We start from the raw sequence: 17,515 nt of genomic DNA on the forward strand, positions 1-17,515 counted from the left end.
AGATCTTATGATTTACAGGCTTTCTAGTTTTATATGTTTTTAGGCCGATGGCAGTTTGGAACAACCCAAAGTAAGGAGACTGGCAGGACGGGCACAAATTCAGGAGACTTTGTGCAACGACAGTAAGCATAAGTGTGACACCTGCCCGTTCTCTAGGCGGCTCGCGCTAGCGGGGATTCTTCTCAGCTTGTAAATTGAAGGAACTAAAACCGGCCTATTTTCAATTTCGTTCTAAATCAAGTGGTTTCCACGTTGGATAATGGAAGCCGTCCAAAGAGCATTTCACCCAAGTGAAAGCGGCCTGGACGGTGCGGCAGTGGAAAGTGCGTGGATTTATAGAAATTTAAAATAAGCCTAGCGTTTTTTGGTTCGTTTTTTGGGCGATGCAAAAAATGAACAGAACATAAAACCTAGGATAGTTTATTCTATTTATGCAATCTACACACACCTTTTGAGATTGATCCATAGTAAGAACAAGCGTGAAACCTGCCCGTCTTAGGTAGCACGAGCGTGACCCTCGCGCTAGCGGAGGAATACAAAGTAGGGGGACTGGCATAGTAAGCACCAGCGTGACAGCTGCCCGTTCTATAGGCGGCTTGCGCTAGCAGATACCTATTACATTTCCACCATAACACCCTATCACTAAAGCCACTAACATTTCAGATTATATCCAATGGCCAAATAATATTAAAAATTACTTTGTCACTATTTATATGGACTCTATATTTGCCCTTATTTTAAATAAATCTAAATAAGAATAGAATGAAAATAATGGCCTGGGCAGCAGCCCTTTTGCTCTCTTTTAATGCCTTTTCACAAGCCAGTATAAAAGGTAAAATTACCGATGAAGCCAATAACCCACTTAGCGGCGCAACTGTATTTATAGAGGAACTTAAGAAGGGAACCATGACCGATCTAAATGGTAACTACCACCTTACAGAGCTGGGAGTAGGATCCTGGACCCTAAGCATTAGAATGTTGGGCTATGAAACACAAAGCAAAACAATTACCTTACAACACAACACATCCTTGACGTATGATGCGGTTTTAAAGGAAGATTTGAGCAACTTGGATGAAGTTGTGGTTTCTGCAAGCCGACATTCGGAATACCTGTCCGAAATTCCTGCCTCGGTGACTGTTGTAGGCCTAGCTAAATTAGAGGAATTTACACCCGCTACCTCCAACATTAGTGAAATATTGGAATTCACTGTCCCTGGTCTAGCGGTCTCTACCGGCACCTTCTCCAATTGGGGACAAACCCTAAGAGGACGTTCTCTTTTGGTCATGGTTGATGGTATTCCACAATCTACCCCTTTAAGGAATGGCCAATTGGGGATTAAATCGGTAAATCCCAATGACATTAGCCGTGTAGAGGTAATTAAAGGGGCCACCTCTATCTTTGGAAACGGGGGCAATGGTGGTTTTATTAACTATATCACCAAAAATCCCACTTCCAATGAAAAAATTGAGGGCACTACCAATCTATGGGGATCAACCAATTTAGCAAAAACCAATGACGCATTGGGCTGGGGCATACATCAGTCCCTCAAGGGCAATCTAAATAGATTCAGCTATTACATAAGCGGTAGTCTGGAACAGACCGGTAATAAATACGATGCAGACGGAATTCCCCTACTGCCAACATACGGCTTTGACAACACCGATATCTATAGCAGCTTTGGAAAATTGGAATATGTACTGTCAGATAGGCAAAAACTTACCCTTAGTGGCAATGTCTACCATTCCGCCCAGGATAGCCCCTTTATTCCGGTAGCTGCCGAGGTAGAAGTTTATAATGAAGATGGAGATTATAACATTGTTCCTGCCTATGGTACAGAAGGCAGTATTGCCGGACAAGAACCTACTGGAACCACCTTGATAAATGGGCAACTAAAATATAGTCTCAGCAATATCTTCCAAGGAACCACCAATTTTGAAACAGACCTATATTACCAAAATACTGAAAACGTCTTTTTCTATTCGGACAAATTTGAAAACGGCGGACAATCTGTAATCAATGCCGAAAAATTTGGGATCAGACCTAACTTTCACACCCAATTTGCCCCTTTTAACCAAACAAGCATATCCTTGACCTATGGTATGGATTTTTTAAAGGACAAAACCAATCAAGGGCTTTTGGATGGCAGATTGTGGGTACCTAATATTGAACTCATCAACTGGGCTCCCTACGCACAGTCTACCATGAAATTCAATGACCAATGGGTCCTTAAGGCTGGGCTGCGCTATGACGGTATGAATATGGATATCGTAGATTATAATACCCTTCCCTATTCCGCCAAAAGCGATGGCAATTTTAGTCCTTCCGTAGCCGTGGAAGGAGGCAAACTTAATTTCAACAATTTCGCCTTTAATGTAGGGCTACGGTATATAGAACACCAAGAATTTGCCCCATATGTAAGTTATTCCCAAGGCTTTTCCATTGCCGATCTAGGCTCTGTACTGAGGTCTGCGGTGGCCGAAAGCATAAATGATATACAGCTGGAACCTGCCGTTACCAATAACTATGAATTTGGATTTATATCCAAGTTCAACAACTGGCAACTAGAGGCTGTGGGCTATTACAGTACTTCCAACCTGGGCACAGGGGTGGTATTTGTAGATGAGATCAATACCTTTGTACCTTCCAAACAACCACAGCGTATTTATGGTGGCGAGGTATCCTTGGACTATTTTAGTTGGAACAGGAAGTGGCAAATTGGAACCTCATATTCCTATGTGGAAGGGCTAACACATGCTGTAGGTGACGAAAACAACCTAACCTATTTGGGTGGTGATGTTATAGCCGCCCCAAAATGGACCACCTATATTAACTGGCAACCCACAGAAAAAATAAATACATCTCTTAGAATGACCAATCTGGGCGATAGAAACCGATTTGACCCCTATCTGGACAGCAATGATACCTGGGCCTATAGTCATACACAGTTTCCTGTAAGTGGCTATACCCTACTGAATCTTTCCGTAGCCTATCAAATAAAATCGGACCTATCCCTTACCATGGCGGTAAACAATTTACTTAATGAACACTATCTGCCTGCACGTTCGCAATGGGCGGCCCCTCTAAAAACCTTTACGGCAGCAGGGGAAGGAGCCAATGCAAAACTAGGGCTTAGGTACAATTTTTAAATCACAGGACCCATGTTTGACAACCGTCATTCATGGGTCTTTTTTAAACTATAGTTTTTTTGATTGCTTTTAATAGGTTTATAAGGAATTTACACCTTTGGTTAGGGCTGTCTTGCGGCCTGATCGCTTCCATATCGGGATTGACAGGTTCGCTATATATTTGGCAACCAGAACTAAGCGCAATGCTCAACCCAGAGCTATTGACCATAGAGCCTATGAAAACTTTTGATGAAAATAGCCTCTACATGTCAGCCTACAAGCTGGTAGAACAACATAGGGACAGTCTGGCCAAAATAAACCTGCCCTATAGGGAGCAACAAACTATTTCCCTGGTATTTAAAAATGGCGAGACGCTTTATTACCACCCCTTTTCTACCGAGTTTTTGGGTGAAAAATCGGCTTCCATTAAGTTTTTTGAGGATTTATTGAATTTTCACCGCACTTTGGGCATCCCCAAAATAGGAAAATATATTACTGGCAGCAGTACGCTCTTATTCTTCCTACTATTACTTAGCTCTGGCGCTTATTTGTGGTGGAAAACCTATAGCAACAATCTTATCAATGGCTTTAAAATAAAATGGAGGGCCAAGAAAAAGAAATTACATTATGACCTGCACAAGGTGATAGGAGTTGTTTTTTTTATCCCACTAATGGTCATAGCTTTTACGGGTGCTTATTTTACCTATAATACCTACTATAAATCGGCCCTGAGCATATTTGATGCTTCCCAAAAAAACATACCGGACCAACGAGCTCAGACCAATGGCCACGCCACAAACTATCAAGATTATTTGCGCAATCCGGACACGGACTACGACCTACGTGCCCTTATCCTTCCCAAAAATGAAGCAGACAACTATCATTTTCGCTATATAAAAGAAAGATTTATTACTACTGGGACAAGAAAAACCAAGGAACTAAAGCTAGGGCCAGAAGGCAGAATTACCAGCCTAACGGATTATAAAACCGACCCCAACAGCAACCGCATTGCCGCACAATTCTACCCTGTTCATATAGGGGAAATAGCAGGAATATGGGGAAGGATACTGGTTTTTATTTCGGGATTAATCCCAGTAACCCTATTTATAACCGGCCTTAGGTTGTATTTGTTAAAAGGGAAAAAATGATTCTAGATCTAAGTGCAGTAAATTTTTCTGAACTATTTTGCTCCCTTCGTCCCCCACTTCACTAAAACAGCCAATCACTGCTATAGGATTGAAAAGCGATTAAAGGAACAATTCCTTATTATAGGATATAACATTGGTTTTGGCTTATCCAATATTCCTTACCCCCTATTTAAAAAGTCTAACTGCCCCAAGTCGATCTATATGGGGCAGTTAGACTTTAGGCGGCATACCGCTTACATCCTTTTCATATATAAGCTCCTATTTTTCATAGGCTCCAGAAGAGTAGGTAAGCTCATAACTGTGGGTGTAGACCTCAAAGACAATTCCAAAAGGATCCTCCACATAGCACATGCTATAGGGCTTCTCATTGGGGTAATACTTTCTAATGGGCATTCTTTGCTTCCCGCCATGGGCCACTATCTTGGCAACAAGCTCCTCTATATTGGGATCCTGTATACAAAAATGGAATAGGCCTGTATTGAACGGATTAAACTCCGGCGCTTCCTTTACCCCTTGAGGAAAAGTAAACAATTCTATCCCAATGCCATCTGAGGTAGCCATATGGGCAATTTCAAATTCTTCCCAATCTTCGCCAAAAACATCAATACACATTTGGCCAATGGCCGTTTCCCTTTCCTTTTTTACCGTAGAAGGCTCCATAATTACATACCATCCCATAACCTCCGAATAGAATTTTACGGCCTCTTTAATATTGGGAACGGTAAGTCCGATATGTGAAAAGGACTTTGGATAAGTTTCATTCGTTTTCATTGTTTCTGTTTTAGACTGCAAAAATACCCTATATTTGCCTTATTGGCAATAACTTACCCAAAAGTAGTATAGTTACCAAAAGAAGTATTATATGGATTATCAACTAGTTAAGTTATGCCCGACTCAAAAAAATTAACTGACAAGGACTTATTTATCAATATAAAATAGCATTACAGACAAGTTTATTTTTAAGAAAGCCCCTAAGGTAGAATACAACTATGAGCAAAACCAATTGCCCCCTACACCACACCATGAACCTCATTGGCACCAAATGGAAACCTTTGGTCCTATTTCATTTATTGGAGCGTCCACTACGCTCGGGCATATTACAAAAGAAAATTCCGGAAATATCCAATAAGATGTTTACCCAAACCGTCAGGGAATTGGAAAAAGACCAACTCCTTGCCCGGAAAGTCTTCCCGGTGGTTCCCCCCAAGGTAGAATACAGCCTTACCGTAAAGGGCAAATCCTTGGAGCCTATTCTAAGGGGTATGGATGAATGGGGAGCGAAGTATCAGGTCAGTGAACAGTAAACAGTTATAAGTAAACAGTTGTTAGTGAGGTGTAAGCAGTGTAAGCCTGTCTAGCTCCATAGGAATGGACAGGCGTAGCGGTATACTCCATAAACCCTTACTGAGGCTTTATAGTAGGTGCTCCCTTTAAGTACCCCAATTCTTTTAAGAACAGGTCAGTGTTGTACATGCAGAGGTTAAAATATTTGTCTCCGTTGCCCTTTCTAAAAAAACTACCGTTAAAAAAGCCATGGCCTACGTTTTCCACGGCTACCAGCTTGCACTGATTGCCGGCCTTTTTCATTAGACTTGTAAAACGTTCGGCATTTTCAAAGGGCACAGTGGTATCTTCTCTCCCATGAAAGTTAAGCATGGGGGGCAGTTGCTCCCTTACCAAATGGGCAGGGGATATTTCGGTCTCACGCCCCTTTACCTTTGCCGCTCCATACCCCTTTTCCGTGGTATCAAAAACAGGATTGTAGCCTACCACTGCATTGGGAACCGAACTTATTGCCAGGTTTTCATTAGGGTTCTCATGCCCTTCCACCAATGCCGTACAAAGGGCCACATGGCCGCCAGCAGATCCTCCGCTGGCTACAATTTTATTGGGGTCCACATGTAGCGATTTGGCATGTTGCCGTACCCAACGAATGGCCGACTTCCCATCTTCCACACAGTCAAAGGGCGTAGTACCATGCACAGTTTTAATGCGATATTCCGCGCTTATGGCCAAAATACCTCTGGAAGCCAAGTATTCGCTTTGTTGATAAAACTGTTGAGGACGTCCCCCATTCCAGCCCCCGCCAAAGAAAAAGACTATGGCAGCCGTAGGCTCAACAGATTTCATGGGCTTGAACACATGTAGGTAAAGGCTGTCGCCATTGACTACCTTATAAAGTAGTTTTTCATCCGGTTCAGGGGTATTGGCCCTGCTGTTAAAGGATAGGGCCAGCAATGAAATGAACAGTAGAAAGACCTTTTGAATTCGCATTATTTCTGTTTTAAATTATATTATAAATTATGTGCCTATTATCTTGAAACCAACACCCAACGCCACTTCCTTGTTGGTGCTAACCATCCGTGCATTTAACCGCATTTTCCGCCAAGGCAAAGCCCCTAAACAAACGAATAGGGACCAAAAATAACAATTTACAGCTAGTAAGGTTGCAATTATATCTTAAATATGGGGAGCATATAGCCTACTGGCACAACCACCTCTCACTTTTCCATAAACTAAATTTATATTAGAGCGCAAGAAGTTGAAGCCCTAGCACAAAAAGAAACATTATATATTGAGGCCGGTCCGCCTTGGCAGATCCTGATCCCTAAAAGAATATCTTCCAAAAAAAGCTTTGTACTGTTGCTACTGTGCTCCTAAGTAATATAGAATTCTTAATATTGCGCACTGTAACAAGTGGGGTACAATCCCGATTTTAAACAATCTGCAACCATATAGCTGCGTTATAAGCTATAACTTGGCCCAAAAAAAGAAAAGAGTAAAATGAAAAATTATTGGCACTGCATCCTTATCCTTGCCACAGTCATTGGAAGTCTATCTATAAGCTATGCCCAAGAGGAGTTTACCACCTTTACCGAGCCCTTCATAAGTCTAAAATACAATGCAACAAGGAACTACACCGCTCAATTTCAGTTTGGCAACCGCAACTACTTGTATCAGAACAACAACTATGACTATAAGGTGCAGCTCTTGGATCTGACCCATATTTCGGCTTTAAAAGTTGGGACTGCCTCAAAGCTGGGGATGGGCGCCCGCTATAGGCTTGGGGATCCATTTAATAATAATGCGGAAAACGAGATAAGGTTAATACAACTATACAAGTGGCGTTTTGCAAAAGCCTCTTCCCTTCAGCACCAAATACAATTGGAAGAGCGATTTCTAGCCGATATTACCAAATTTAGAATGCGATACGCCCTACAGTTTACGCTGCCTTTTCAGAACCAATCCGTATCCAGGCCAGATTATTTAAAAATATACACCGAACCCTTATGGCAGTTATCCCCGGAGCACAAACCGGACTTGGAACAGCGATTGGGCAGTGGGCTGGGGTGGACTATAATGCCCGATGCAACCCTAGATATGGGGCTGCAATATAGACTTAAGAACTACCTTAACAATACAGGGCACCAACTATTTGCTATTTTAGGGTTTACGGTCTTGATATAGGACCAAAACACCTAGGAACAAATACCCTCAAAGAGAATAGGGCTTCCCTTCAGGCCAATGGCGCTATAAGGACTATAACTCGTTCTCATACCATTCCGCAGTGGGAAACTCCTGTATTAGGTCTTTAAGGCCATCCCTGGACAAGGGCTTCACCAAATAGCCGGACAGGGTGCTTATTTCCTTGGCACGCTCTACATCTTGCTGACTGTTTGAAGAAGTAAGGAGGTAAATATTGATTTCCTTCTTTAAATCACTTTTCAAGGATTTGTATTCATTTAGAAACTCCCAGCCATCCATAAAGGGCATGTTCAAATCCAAAAGAATAATATCCGGAAGCTTATTTGCTGCGTCCAGATTCTCCTTTAGGCATTCAATCCCTTTCTCCCCATCTGTAAAAAACTGAATTTTTATTTCCGGATTAATTTCTTGGATGGTATTCTTCATGATAAATTGAAAAATCTCATCGTCGTCGATTAAGAAAAAATGTAACTCATTCATAGTTGTCAAATGTTATTTTAAATGTTGTTCCTTGCCCTAATTCACTACTAACTGCAATACTGGCCCCTAAGGATTCTAGCTGGGTTTTTACCAGAAATAACCCCATGCCCTTTCCCGAAAGATTGCGATGTAATCTTTTGTATAATTTAAATATGTCTGTTCCGTGCCGCTTAAGGTCTATACCCACCCCATTATCAGTAAAAAACAGCACCTTTTGGCCATTTTCTATTTGTGTCTTAATACTTATGGAGGGCTTTTTCCCCATATCCCTATATTTTATGGCATTGGAGATAAGGTTTTGAATAACACTCTGAAGGTATATTCGGGAGAATTTTACCTCTTGCCATCCACTATAATCGGTTTTAATATCCATGGTTTCCCCATCCAAGGTTTCCATAAACAGATTTAAGGTAGCATTGACCAGAGGTTCCAAAGCTATATTTTCTGTTTTCACCTTATCATCGTTCAGAATTCTTACGTACACAAGGAGATCGTCCACTAAAGTATTAATGGCCTGGGTAACACTCTGCAGCTTTGGGAAATAGCTTTTTGCCTCTTCGTAATCTTTGGCTTCTACAAGCATGGACACCAGGGCAGAAACACTGGTGGTGGGGGCCCTTAAATTATGGGCCACAATATTATTGTATTCAAGGAGTTGTGTATTTCTCAGCGCTAACTTATTGTGGGTATTCTCCAAAATGTTTTTTTTCTTTTTCAGCTCCATGTTCACCTCTTCCAAGGACTCCAGGTATCTCTTTTTATAAATTTCAGCCTTCGTTTCTATAAGCGACAAATACAGCAGTGTAAAAATGCCAAGGATATTGATAAGCAATAAGATATAGATTTCCTTCTTTAGATCTACGTTCAATAACTTGGACTCTATATGGTTTAGCAATAGCCAATGATTGTTGGTCCTAATGTTGGCCAGCTGATATTGAAAAATTGGTATTTGGGACAGTTCTTTCTTAAAATCCAATTCAGATTTAATCCACAAGTCCCCATCACGGTATAGAAAGGTTGATTCCTCCTGGTTTAGGGAATCCCATAAGGCCGGATGTTCTTCATAGAAGGTGGTGTTTTCTACATCGGGAATCAGATGTGAAAATTCTTTACTACTATCATTACTGGCCAAATAATTACCGGCGCGGTCCAATAACATAAAAGGGTACTGATTCTCCCTTTTTAACATATCTAGGAGTTTGCTAGCACTAAAATTAATGACCACAATCCCCAATTTTGTACCGTTGCCATCCAATATGGGAGATACCCCCCTTATCATAGGTTGATAAGGAACCTCCAACACCCCATTCTCCAAGTTAAGATTTAGAGGTGATAAATAAATCTGATTTTTGCCCAGGTCACGGGTCTCCAAATAATAATTCCTGTCCGACTTATCTTGCAATGTTGGGCTCTTTACCACCTTACCGTCCCTCTCCCTATTTAACCTAAAGACCTCCTGGCCTTCCAAATCAATTAGCCTGAACTGACTGTAGCTGTCCATCCCTATTACAAAGTCTCCTATTTCCTTTTCCAAATGGGCATTGGATTCCGGATTAAAATCGGTTTTACTAAAATGGTATTGCTCCCAGTAGTAGAGATTGGCAATCATTGGCTTTATAAGCTCGGTGACCAATTGCTTTTTGTTGGCAAGCTCTTTCTGCTGTAAGGTGATAAGCTTATCATTGTTCCTACTATAAATCCATACCGCAGCCAAAATACTTAGGACAAGAATTGGGAGGTAATACTTGCAAAATCTTAAAAACAATTTTTTAAGCAAATTAAATGCAATTAATGGTTAAAAAATGTACTCAATAAAAGCACTGTTATGTAGGCATAATATGCTGAGGGGGAAGTTAAAACCGGCTTCCGAATACATAAACCGGTTCCCAAATATAACTAAAATAAGATGTCGATAACTATTTTAACATCTAAAATTTACTAAGAAAAACCCTACAAAAAATAAGTTAAATTCTCAAAAATCAGACACTTAGGCTAGTTAAGCGCTCCTTACACCTTGGAGGCTATAGCAATTACCAGCCCGATATGGCAACGGTCTAAAGCGAAAGCGTACTGAAAGAAATCATAATATAGACCACAATAATTACCACTATTACAGAGGCCATTATATCCCAAAAGTTATAACTGGATTTGTTTTCTTTCTTCTGATGCGCTGTTACCGTACCAAAGGTGAGTCCGGCCAATTGTTGGGCGCTAGGTGCCGGATAAAACATGCTTACTATAACGGCAATGGCCACACAAAGTGCAAAGTAATAGGCCGCAAATACCAACCAGTTGATATCTGCCAGTGCATATAGAAAACTATCTTCGGAAAAACTGGATTTTAAAATTTCCAAGCTCAGTTTGGAAAAGCCAATGATCAATCCGCCTACCAGGGTGGCAATGGCCCCATTGGCATTGATACGTTTATAAAAAATTCCCAGAAGGAATACGGCGGTAATGGGCGGGGAAATATAGGCCTGTACATTCTGTAGGTATTCGTATAGTCCGTCTGATAGTCGGGTAATTACCGGTATCCACAACAGCCCTAGGCCCACCACAAAAAAGGTGGCCGTTCTTCCTGTTTTCACCAATTCCTCTTCGGGTTTATTGGGTTTCAGCTTTTTATAGATATCCAGGGTAAAAAGGGTAGAGCAGGAATTGAATACCGAGGCCAGGGAACTCATCAAGGCCGCCAATAGTCCGGCCGCTACCAGGCCACGCAGTCCCGAGGGCAATAGATTGCTCATCAACACCGGAAAAGCTTCATCTGGACTGCTCCAATCCAACTTCCCCTGCATCTTAAGGCCCAAGGCAACCACCCCAGGTATAAGAAAAAGAAAAACGGGCATCAGTTTTAACAGGGCACCAAAGATACTGCCCCTCCTTCCCGCCTTGATACTTTTGGCAGTAAGCACCCGTTGCACAATAACCTGATCTGTACACCAATACCAAATACCTACAATGGTACTGGTAAGGAATAAAGGCAACCAAGGATAATCGGGATCTGAATTGGGGCGCCACATATTAAAATAATCTACCCCAATGGTTTCCTTTAAGGCTCCCCAGCCCCCTACTTCTTCCAGTCCCATAAAACTCAATATCCCTGCACCCATGACCAGTACAATGGCCTGTATGGTCTCTGTATAGACCACGGCCCGCATACCTCCCAAAATGGTATATAATCCGGTTAAAGCCACCGTGGCAACTGCCCCTATCCAAAACGGGATTCCCAATAAGGCGGAAACCACCACTCCACCCGCATAAATGGTTACGGATACCTTGGTGAGGATATAGGCAATCAAAGAGACTAGGGAGAGTACCCATCTAGAGCGGGCATCGAAACGCTTTTCCAAGAATTCCGGCATGGTAAACACCCCACTTCTTGCATAAAAAGGAAGAAAAACCCAGCCCAACATCAGCACTATCCAGGCATGCAATTCATAGATCAACAAGGGCATCTTGTCACCTGCCCCATTGCCCGCCAAGCCAACCACATGTTCAGAACCTATATTGGAAGCAAAAATGGAAGCCCCTACCATGAACCAACCTATATTACGGCCCGCCAGAAAGTAGTCTTCCGTATTTTTTTGTTTTTGTTTTATTACCCACCAGGCCACTCCTAGCAACACCACAAAATAAGCGGAAATAACCACCCAGTCCAATATGTCCAATCCCTTCATAATTTAACTAACAATTTGCTCTGTAAGGGAAGCTGCTCAACACGTTTCCATGCACTACGCCACTTCCAATACGGTTTGGTTGTGCTAATAAGGTATTCTTAGTTTTCTTGTTTAAATCTGAATGCTGCTGTGCCCCTATAGCCTGTATTGCGCAAAACGAACAAGGATCCGGCCAAAGGCTGATCTGCAAGTTCCTTTTCACTGAGTCCCTTCCGGGCCGAGGTGACATAAAGGTCCTTAAAATCGGCCCCGCCAAAGGCACAGGAGGTAACTTGGGAAACCGGCATGCTGACCGACAATAATTTTTTCCCTGTTCCGGGGTCATAGCGGGCTACCTGCCATCCACCCCAATGGGCAACCCAAAGCATCCCCTCATCATCAATGGTCATCCCGTCCGGAAAGCCGTCTGCCTCGGCAATGTCAATGACCGTTCTTTTATTGCTCAAGCTCCCACTTTCATGGTCATAGTCATAACCTACCACCTTTCGGGTGGGAGAGTCTATAAAGTACATCATTTTTCTATCAAGGCTCCACGCCAAGCCATTGGAAACACAAATATCAGATTCTTTTTTCGTCACGTTTAGGGAAGCATCCAGGGTATATAGACTGCCCGAACTACTATCCTCGGCTATGGGCATGGTACCTGCCCAAAACCTACCAGCAGGATCGCATTTCCCATCGTTGAACCTGTTCAAGGGCAAGTGCGTTTCCGGATCAATGATCATTTCCAGTTCTGCCGTTTTAGGATGAATCTTTCCAAAACCACTTTTCAAAGCAGCTATATAATCCCCTTTGTCCGTAAGGGCCATAGCTCCTATCATTTGACCCAACGATAGGGTGTTGAGCGACTTTTTTTGCGGGGACCATTCATGGATATGCCCACTCAGGATATCTACCCAACATATTAAATTCCTTGAATCGTCCCATAAAGGGCCTTCTCCCAATCTACTTTTTAACTCACAGACAACTTCTGGATGTATCGTTTGTATCATTGTTATAATTTATACCCCATGGGGCATTTTACTTCTTTTTATCAATTCATTTTTTATATGGAGACGGACTTACGGAGGTCCAGCCCCCGTCAACCACCACACTCTGCCCAGTAATATGCCTGGCATTTTCCGAAACCAAAAACAATACGGTTTTTGCTATATCATTGACCGATGCCGGCCTGCCCATGGGCGTAATACTTTCCCAGGTCCCCAAGTAATCCTTGTCCTTTAAGGTACGCTCGGTCAAGGTAGCTCCCGGCGCAACGGTATTTACATTTATTTTATAGGGCGATAGCTCTATCACCAGATTCTTGGCCAGCATTTCCAAGGCGGCTTTGCTCATCCCATAGGCAGCTAAATTCTCGTGTGCCTGATGCCCCGTTACCGAAGACATAAATAGAATAGATCCGCCACTTGCCTGCTCTTTCATTTGATTGGCCGCAGCTTGGGCCAAAAAAAAGCTTCCCCCTAGATTTACTTTCATCACTTCAAAAAAAGATTCTGCGGTATAGGTTAAAAAGTCACCAAAAAGGGTGATTCCTGCATTGGCCACTACCACATCCAATTTTCCAAACTTGGCAACTGCCGTATCTACCATCTGTTGTATTACCGCCATCTCGCTGGAATCCCCGGAAACACCGGTACATTCACCGTTTTCATCCATCATTCCCTCTACGGCTTCGCAAACCAAGCTGGCATCCAGGTCATTTAATACCACCTTGGCTCCCTGCTGAACCAATTGCTTACAAATTTCCAGGCCAATACCTTGTCCCGCACCCGTAACAATAGCCACTTTGTCTTTATAATCCATGATTCTCTGCTAATATTAATGGGAATCCCTGCTCACTTCACTACCCGACTTACCGCGTAGAAAGTCCATATCGGCCCCCAAATGTGCCTGCTGTACATGGTTAACATATAAATTTACATACCCCCTGTCCACTATTGGTGGTGGCAGTTCCTTATCTTTCTTCCGCTGGTCCAGTTCTTCCTGACTTACTGCCAGTGTGAGGCTACGGTTGTGAACATCAAGTGTAATGATATCGCCATCTTGGATGACCGAAAAATTACCCCCCATGGCCGCTTCTGGAGATACATGGAGCACTACCGTACCAAAGCCGGTACCACTCATACGGCCATCGGAAATACGCACCATGTCCTTCACCCCTTTTTCCAAGAGCTTTTTGGGAAGCCCCATATTCCCCACTTCGGGCATCCCGGGATACCCCCTTGGCCCAACATTTTTGAGCACTAGCACACAGCTTTCGTCCACCTCCAGTTCGTCTGTATCTATTCTGGCCTTATAATCCTCAATATTTTCAAAAACTACGGCCTTACCGGTATGCTTCATTAAATGGGCACTGGCGGCAGAGGGCTTTATAACCGCTCCGTTTTCGGCAAGATTGCCGCTTAATATGGCCAAACCTGTTGCATCATTAAAAGGATGATCAACACTACCTATTACATCCCTATCATAATTCTGGGCCTTTTGGTAGTTTTCCGCAACGGTCTTACCGTTTACAGTTATTGCATCGTTATGTAAAATACCGTTAAGCTCCTTTAAAACAGCAGGCAGTCCTCCGGCATAAAACAAATCTTCCATAAAGTGTTTTCCCGAAGGTTGCAGATTGGCAATTAAGGGGATATTGGACGAAAGTTTATTAAAATCCTCCAATTTTAAGGATACCCCTATACGCCCGGCAATGGCCAAAAGATGTATTACAAAATTGGTAGATCCGCCTATGGCCGCATTCACTTTTATGGCATTTTCAAAGGCCTTCCGGGTTAAAATATCGGACAGCTTTAAATCTTCCTTTACCATTTCCACTATTCGCAGTCCACTCAACTGGGCCAACACTTTTCTTCGGGCATCGGCAGCGGGGATGGCAGCATTTTCGGGTAGGCTTAACCCTAAGGCCTCTACCATACAGGCCATGGAGGAAGCGGTACCCATAACGGCACAATGCCCGTCACTACGGCACATGGCCGCCTCAATATTCCTAAGCTCCGCATGCTCCAACTTGCCTTCCCTTACATCATCATGGTAGCGCCAAATATCACTGGTACCAATATTTCTACCCCTGTATTTCCCGGTCAACATTGGCCCACCGGACACTACTATGGTAGGGATATCCACACTACAGGCACCCATGACCAGGGAAGGGGTGGTCTTATCGCAACCACATAACAGCACCACCCCATCCAAGGGATTGGCCCGTATGCTTTCCTCAACATCCATACTGGCAAGGTTTCTATAGAGCATGGCCGTTGGTTTCATAATGGTTTCACCCAAGGACATCACCGGGAATTCTACAGGAAATCCCCCTGCTTCCCAAATGCCTTTTTTAACAGATTCTGCCAGCTCTCTGAAGTGACCATTGCAAGGCGTAAGCTCGGACCAGGTATTACAGATGCCAATTACCGGTTTATTGTTAAATTCATAATCGGGAATTCCCTGATTCTTCATCCAGGCCCTATAAATAAATCCGTCCTTACCGGTACGGCCAAACCAGTCACTGCTGCGCAACTTTTTCTTGTCACCTTTTTCCATTGGTTATTTATGCTTGTTTACGAATCCGTTTTGATAGATCCCAATTGGTTTATGTATTAAAACAAAATTTCCGCATCCTTGTTTTTTTAGGAACTAATCGGCCTTTTTCTGTTTGCAGGCATGAATATCGTGAACTTTTCCGAAATAAAAAGACCCTTTGTTGAGGAATTTACAATTCAGCCCCTCTCTTCTTATGGATTTATACATTCTATAAATCCACGCACTTTCCACAGCAACACTGTCCAGGCCGCTTTCACTTGAGTGAAATGCTCTTAGGACACCTGCCTGCCGGCGAGGCAGGGCTTTCTTCTTCCAGAGTGGAAACCACTTGATTTAGGACGAAATTGAAAATAGGCCGTTAAGCTCAATAAGGGGCTTTTATTTCCAGTTTAGCGACTGCCCCCCCTGAAAACTGTTTACTTATTTCTGTTCACATTTAATTTGTCCAATGTCACCGCGACAGCGACCTTTTTCAGGTCGACGAGAGGTCTCACTCTTTTATTTTGTGTGGTTATGCGGTTATGAGAAGTCGTCGGTTCGAGTGCTACGTCAGTTCTAGTGACGGACCGATAGGTAGGTTGTATCGAGAACTGGTTTCTTATTCCCCCGTCTGCTTCTCGATACATTTTTTCTACTCTTTGTTGCGAAAAAACACTCGAAGTGACGGCAAAGAAGTTAAGGAGTGATGAAGTTAGGACATTAGGAGTCAGTTTCCAATGGTAAGTGCTCCTTCCCTTGGATAAGCCTGTCCCGCGATTTCCGCGGGAGGACGGAAGGGATTCAAATGTGTACATCCCGGAATACCGAATACTGTTCTCTACGCACTGGCCACTGCCCTCACCGCAAACTACTGTGTCACCTCGACAGAGACCTTTTTCAGGTCAACGAGAGGTCTCACTTTTCATGTTTTGTGGATACGTCAGGAGTGCTTCTCGATACAATTTTATTATGCTCCGCTCATAAAATCACCTACCTGCCGGTAGGCAGGCTAGAAGGGACGGTACCGACATGTGATATAAACCACAGCATAGTTGACGCTTCACTAAGTCTCCTGGCTTAGCGTTCACACATACCCTAAACAAAAAAAATGAGGCACCCTGGGGTACCTCATTTTTTTAATGCATTGTTCTGGGGAAAAGCCCCGCTTGTTTTTAAAACACAAACCTTAAGAACAGCTCATTGGTATTCTTGGCGCTGGCCAGTTCATTTCTGGTACTTACCTCATAGGCAAAGCCAAGGGTAAGTCGCTTATGAATGCTCAGGTTTACCAAGCCGGCAAAGGCAGAATCGGTTCTATAGCTGGCCCCCAGTTCAAAATCGTTGTTAAAGGAGAGCATGGTATTGAAATCTACCGATAGTGGCGCCCCGCTCACCTGCCGCATCATGGCAGAGGGTTTCAGCATAAGGTTGCCGTTGTTCCCCAATGGCAGATCATAGCCCACCGTAGCGTATAGGTGTGGCTTGGCCACAGTGGCCGTTGCCGTACCGTTGCTGTTCTCTGCCCTGTCCGTGCTCAGCATCCTGGGCATGGCCAAGGAAAGGAACAGCGCCTCCCTTTTAAAAAGGATCCCCGCCCCAATATTGGGGTTAAAATCTGAGATGGACGATATACTGGGGTCCGACTGAATATTATAGGTTTCCAGCCCGGCCGTGTTTACCGAATAGGTATTTCCGCCCGCCTTGAGCCCGAGGTAGAGTTCCGACTTTTCGGACAACTGTAGTTTATAGGAGTAGTCGATACCAATAAAGGTCTGGCTCTCTATAAAGGTCTTGTCGTTCATCACGGACACCCCAAGGCCGGTCTTTTTTCCTAGTCGCGTACCAAAGGAGACCACCATGGTCCTTGGCGCCTCTTCCACTCCCGTCCATTGTTGACGGAAGCTGGAAGTGATCGCCGTCTCCTCCCCCAAGGAGACAAAAGCCGGGTTATAGGCATTCATATGGTAGCGGTAATTGGTCAATAGCCCTTCCTGCTGTGCACTTAACACCCCAAAGATGAGGAAGAGTGCTATGGTTACTATGTTCTTTATATTCTGCATGGTATTTTATTGT

Annotated in this window: 13 protein-coding genes; 4 read left to right on the plus strand and 9 right to left on the minus strand. The window is 43.4% G+C overall.

Features of this window, described 5'->3' with window-relative positions:
• Positions 1–762 precede the first annotated feature (762 nt).
• Positions 763–3,147: a TonB-dependent receptor gene (locus EHW67_RS01755; RefSeq protein WP_126160621.1), complete on the plus strand. Its 2,385-nt coding sequence runs from the start codon at positions 763–765 to the stop codon at positions 3,145–3,147.
• 59 nt (positions 3,148–3,206) lie between these two features.
• On the plus strand, positions 3,207–4,274 hold the full coding sequence (locus EHW67_RS01760) for a PepSY-associated TM helix domain-containing protein (RefSeq protein WP_126160622.1): 1,068 nt from the start codon (positions 3,207–3,209) through the stop codon (positions 4,272–4,274).
• A 258-nt stretch (positions 4,275–4,532) separates the two neighbouring features.
• On the opposite strand, the gene EHW67_RS01765 is transcribed toward EHW67_RS01760, so the two are convergent.
• Positions 4,533–5,045, minus strand: coding sequence for a VOC family protein (locus tag EHW67_RS01765; protein WP_126160623.1), 513 nt, complete (start codon positions 5,043–5,045; stop codon positions 4,533–4,535).
• Positions 5,046–5,263: 218 nt separating this feature from the next.
• On the opposite strand from EHW67_RS01765, the gene EHW67_RS01770 reads away from it, so the two are divergent.
• Positions 5,264–5,578: a winged helix-turn-helix transcriptional regulator gene (locus tag EHW67_RS01770; protein ID WP_126160624.1), complete on the plus strand. Its 315-nt coding sequence runs from the start codon at positions 5,264–5,266 to the stop codon at positions 5,576–5,578.
• A gap of 97 nt (positions 5,579–5,675) precedes the next feature.
• On the opposite strand, the gene EHW67_RS01775 is transcribed toward EHW67_RS01770, so the two are convergent.
• Positions 5,676–6,548: an alpha/beta hydrolase gene (locus EHW67_RS01775; protein ID WP_126160625.1), complete on the minus strand. Its 873-nt coding sequence runs from the start codon at positions 6,546–6,548 to the stop codon at positions 5,676–5,678.
• A gap of 510 nt (positions 6,549–7,058) precedes the next feature.
• Here EHW67_RS01775 and EHW67_RS01780 point away from each other — a divergent pair.
• A complete protein-coding gene (locus EHW67_RS01780; RefSeq protein ID WP_126160626.1) occupies positions 7,059–7,742 on the plus strand; it encodes a DUF2490 domain-containing protein in 684 nt (227 codons plus the stop codon).
• A 72-nt stretch (positions 7,743–7,814) separates the two neighbouring features.
• Here the strand turns inward: EHW67_RS01780 and EHW67_RS01785 are convergent, their stop codons facing one another.
• The 7 genes from EHW67_RS01785 to EHW67_RS01815 form a co-directional block, all read right to left on the minus strand.
• Entirely contained in the window at positions 7,815–8,240 is a 426-nt protein-coding gene (locus EHW67_RS01785; protein WP_126160627.1) for a response regulator, read from the minus strand.
• Positions 8,233–10,005 (minus strand): sensor histidine kinase, encoded by a 1,773-nt coding sequence (locus EHW67_RS01790; protein WP_126160628.1) that lies wholly within the window; start codon positions 10,003–10,005, stop codon positions 8,233–8,235. The genes EHW67_RS01785 and EHW67_RS01790 overlap by 8 nt, the downstream gene beginning before the upstream one ends.
• 289 nt (positions 10,006–10,294) lie before the next feature.
• A complete protein-coding gene (locus tag EHW67_RS01795; RefSeq protein WP_126160629.1) occupies positions 10,295–11,920 on the minus strand; it encodes a sodium:solute symporter in 1,626 nt (541 codons plus the stop codon).
• A gap of 98 nt (positions 11,921–12,018) precedes the next feature.
• Positions 12,019–12,912 carry an SMP-30/gluconolactonase/LRE family protein gene (locus EHW67_RS01800; protein WP_126160630.1) on the minus strand — a complete coding sequence of 298 codons (894 nt, stop codon included), beginning with the start codon at positions 12,910–12,912 and terminating at the stop codon, positions 12,019–12,021.
• Positions 12,913–12,958: 46 nt separating this feature from the next.
• On the minus strand, positions 12,959–13,723 hold the full coding sequence (locus EHW67_RS01805) for an SDR family NAD(P)-dependent oxidoreductase (protein ID WP_126160631.1): 765 nt from the start codon (positions 13,721–13,723) through the stop codon (positions 12,959–12,961).
• 15 nt (positions 13,724–13,738) lie between these two features.
• Positions 13,739–15,463: an IlvD/Edd family dehydratase gene (locus tag EHW67_RS01810; RefSeq protein ID WP_126160632.1), complete on the minus strand. Its 1,725-nt coding sequence runs from the start codon at positions 15,461–15,463 to the stop codon at positions 13,739–13,741.
• A 1,151-nt stretch (positions 15,464–16,614) separates the two neighbouring features.
• The gene (locus EHW67_RS01815; protein ID WP_126160633.1) at positions 16,615–17,502 is read right to left on the minus strand and encodes a PorP/SprF family type IX secretion system membrane protein; all 888 of its coding nucleotides are present in this window, start codon (positions 17,500–17,502) and stop codon (positions 16,615–16,617) included.
• Positions 17,503–17,515 lie beyond the last annotated feature (13 nt).

The sequence above is a fragment of the Arenibacter aquaticus genome (assembly GCF_003957295.1).
Classification (GTDB): domain Bacteria; phylum Bacteroidota; class Bacteroidia; order Flavobacteriales; family Flavobacteriaceae; genus Arenibacter; species Arenibacter aquaticus.

Coding starts and splice junctions, on each gene's coding strand:
- EHW67_RS01815 (WP_126160633.1), bottom strand. CDS start 17,502: ATGCAGAATATAAAGAACATAGTAACCATAGCACTCTTCCTCATCTTT.
- EHW67_RS01805 (WP_126160631.1), bottom strand. CDS start 13,723: ATGGATTATAAAGACAAAGTGGCTATTGTTACGGGTGCGGGACAAGGT.
- EHW67_RS01775 (WP_126160625.1), bottom strand. CDS start 6,548: ATGCGAATTCAAAAGGTCTTTCTACTGTTCATTTCATTGCTGGCCCTA.
- EHW67_RS01765 (WP_126160623.1), bottom strand. CDS start 5,045: ATGAAAACGAATGAAACTTATCCAAAGTCCTTTTCACATATCGGACTT.
- EHW67_RS01795 (WP_126160629.1), bottom strand. CDS start 11,920: ATGAAGGGATTGGACATATTGGACTGGGTGGTTATTTCCGCTTATTTT.
- EHW67_RS01785 (WP_126160627.1), bottom strand. CDS start 8,240: ATGAATGAGTTACATTTTTTCTTAATCGACGACGATGAGATTTTTCAA.
- EHW67_RS01800 (WP_126160630.1), bottom strand. CDS start 12,912: ATGATACAAACGATACATCCAGAAGTTGTCTGTGAGTTAAAAAGTAGA.
- EHW67_RS01770 (WP_126160624.1), top strand. CDS start 5,264: ATGAGCAAAACCAATTGCCCCCTACACCACACCATGAACCTCATTGGC.
- EHW67_RS01780 (WP_126160626.1), top strand. CDS start 7,059: ATGAAAAATTATTGGCACTGCATCCTTATCCTTGCCACAGTCATTGGA.
- EHW67_RS01810 (WP_126160632.1), bottom strand. CDS start 15,463: ATGGAAAAAGGTGACAAGAAAAAGTTGCGCAGCAGTGACTGGTTTGGC.
- EHW67_RS01755 (WP_126160621.1), top strand. CDS start 763: ATGAAAATAATGGCCTGGGCAGCAGCCCTTTTGCTCTCTTTTAATGCC.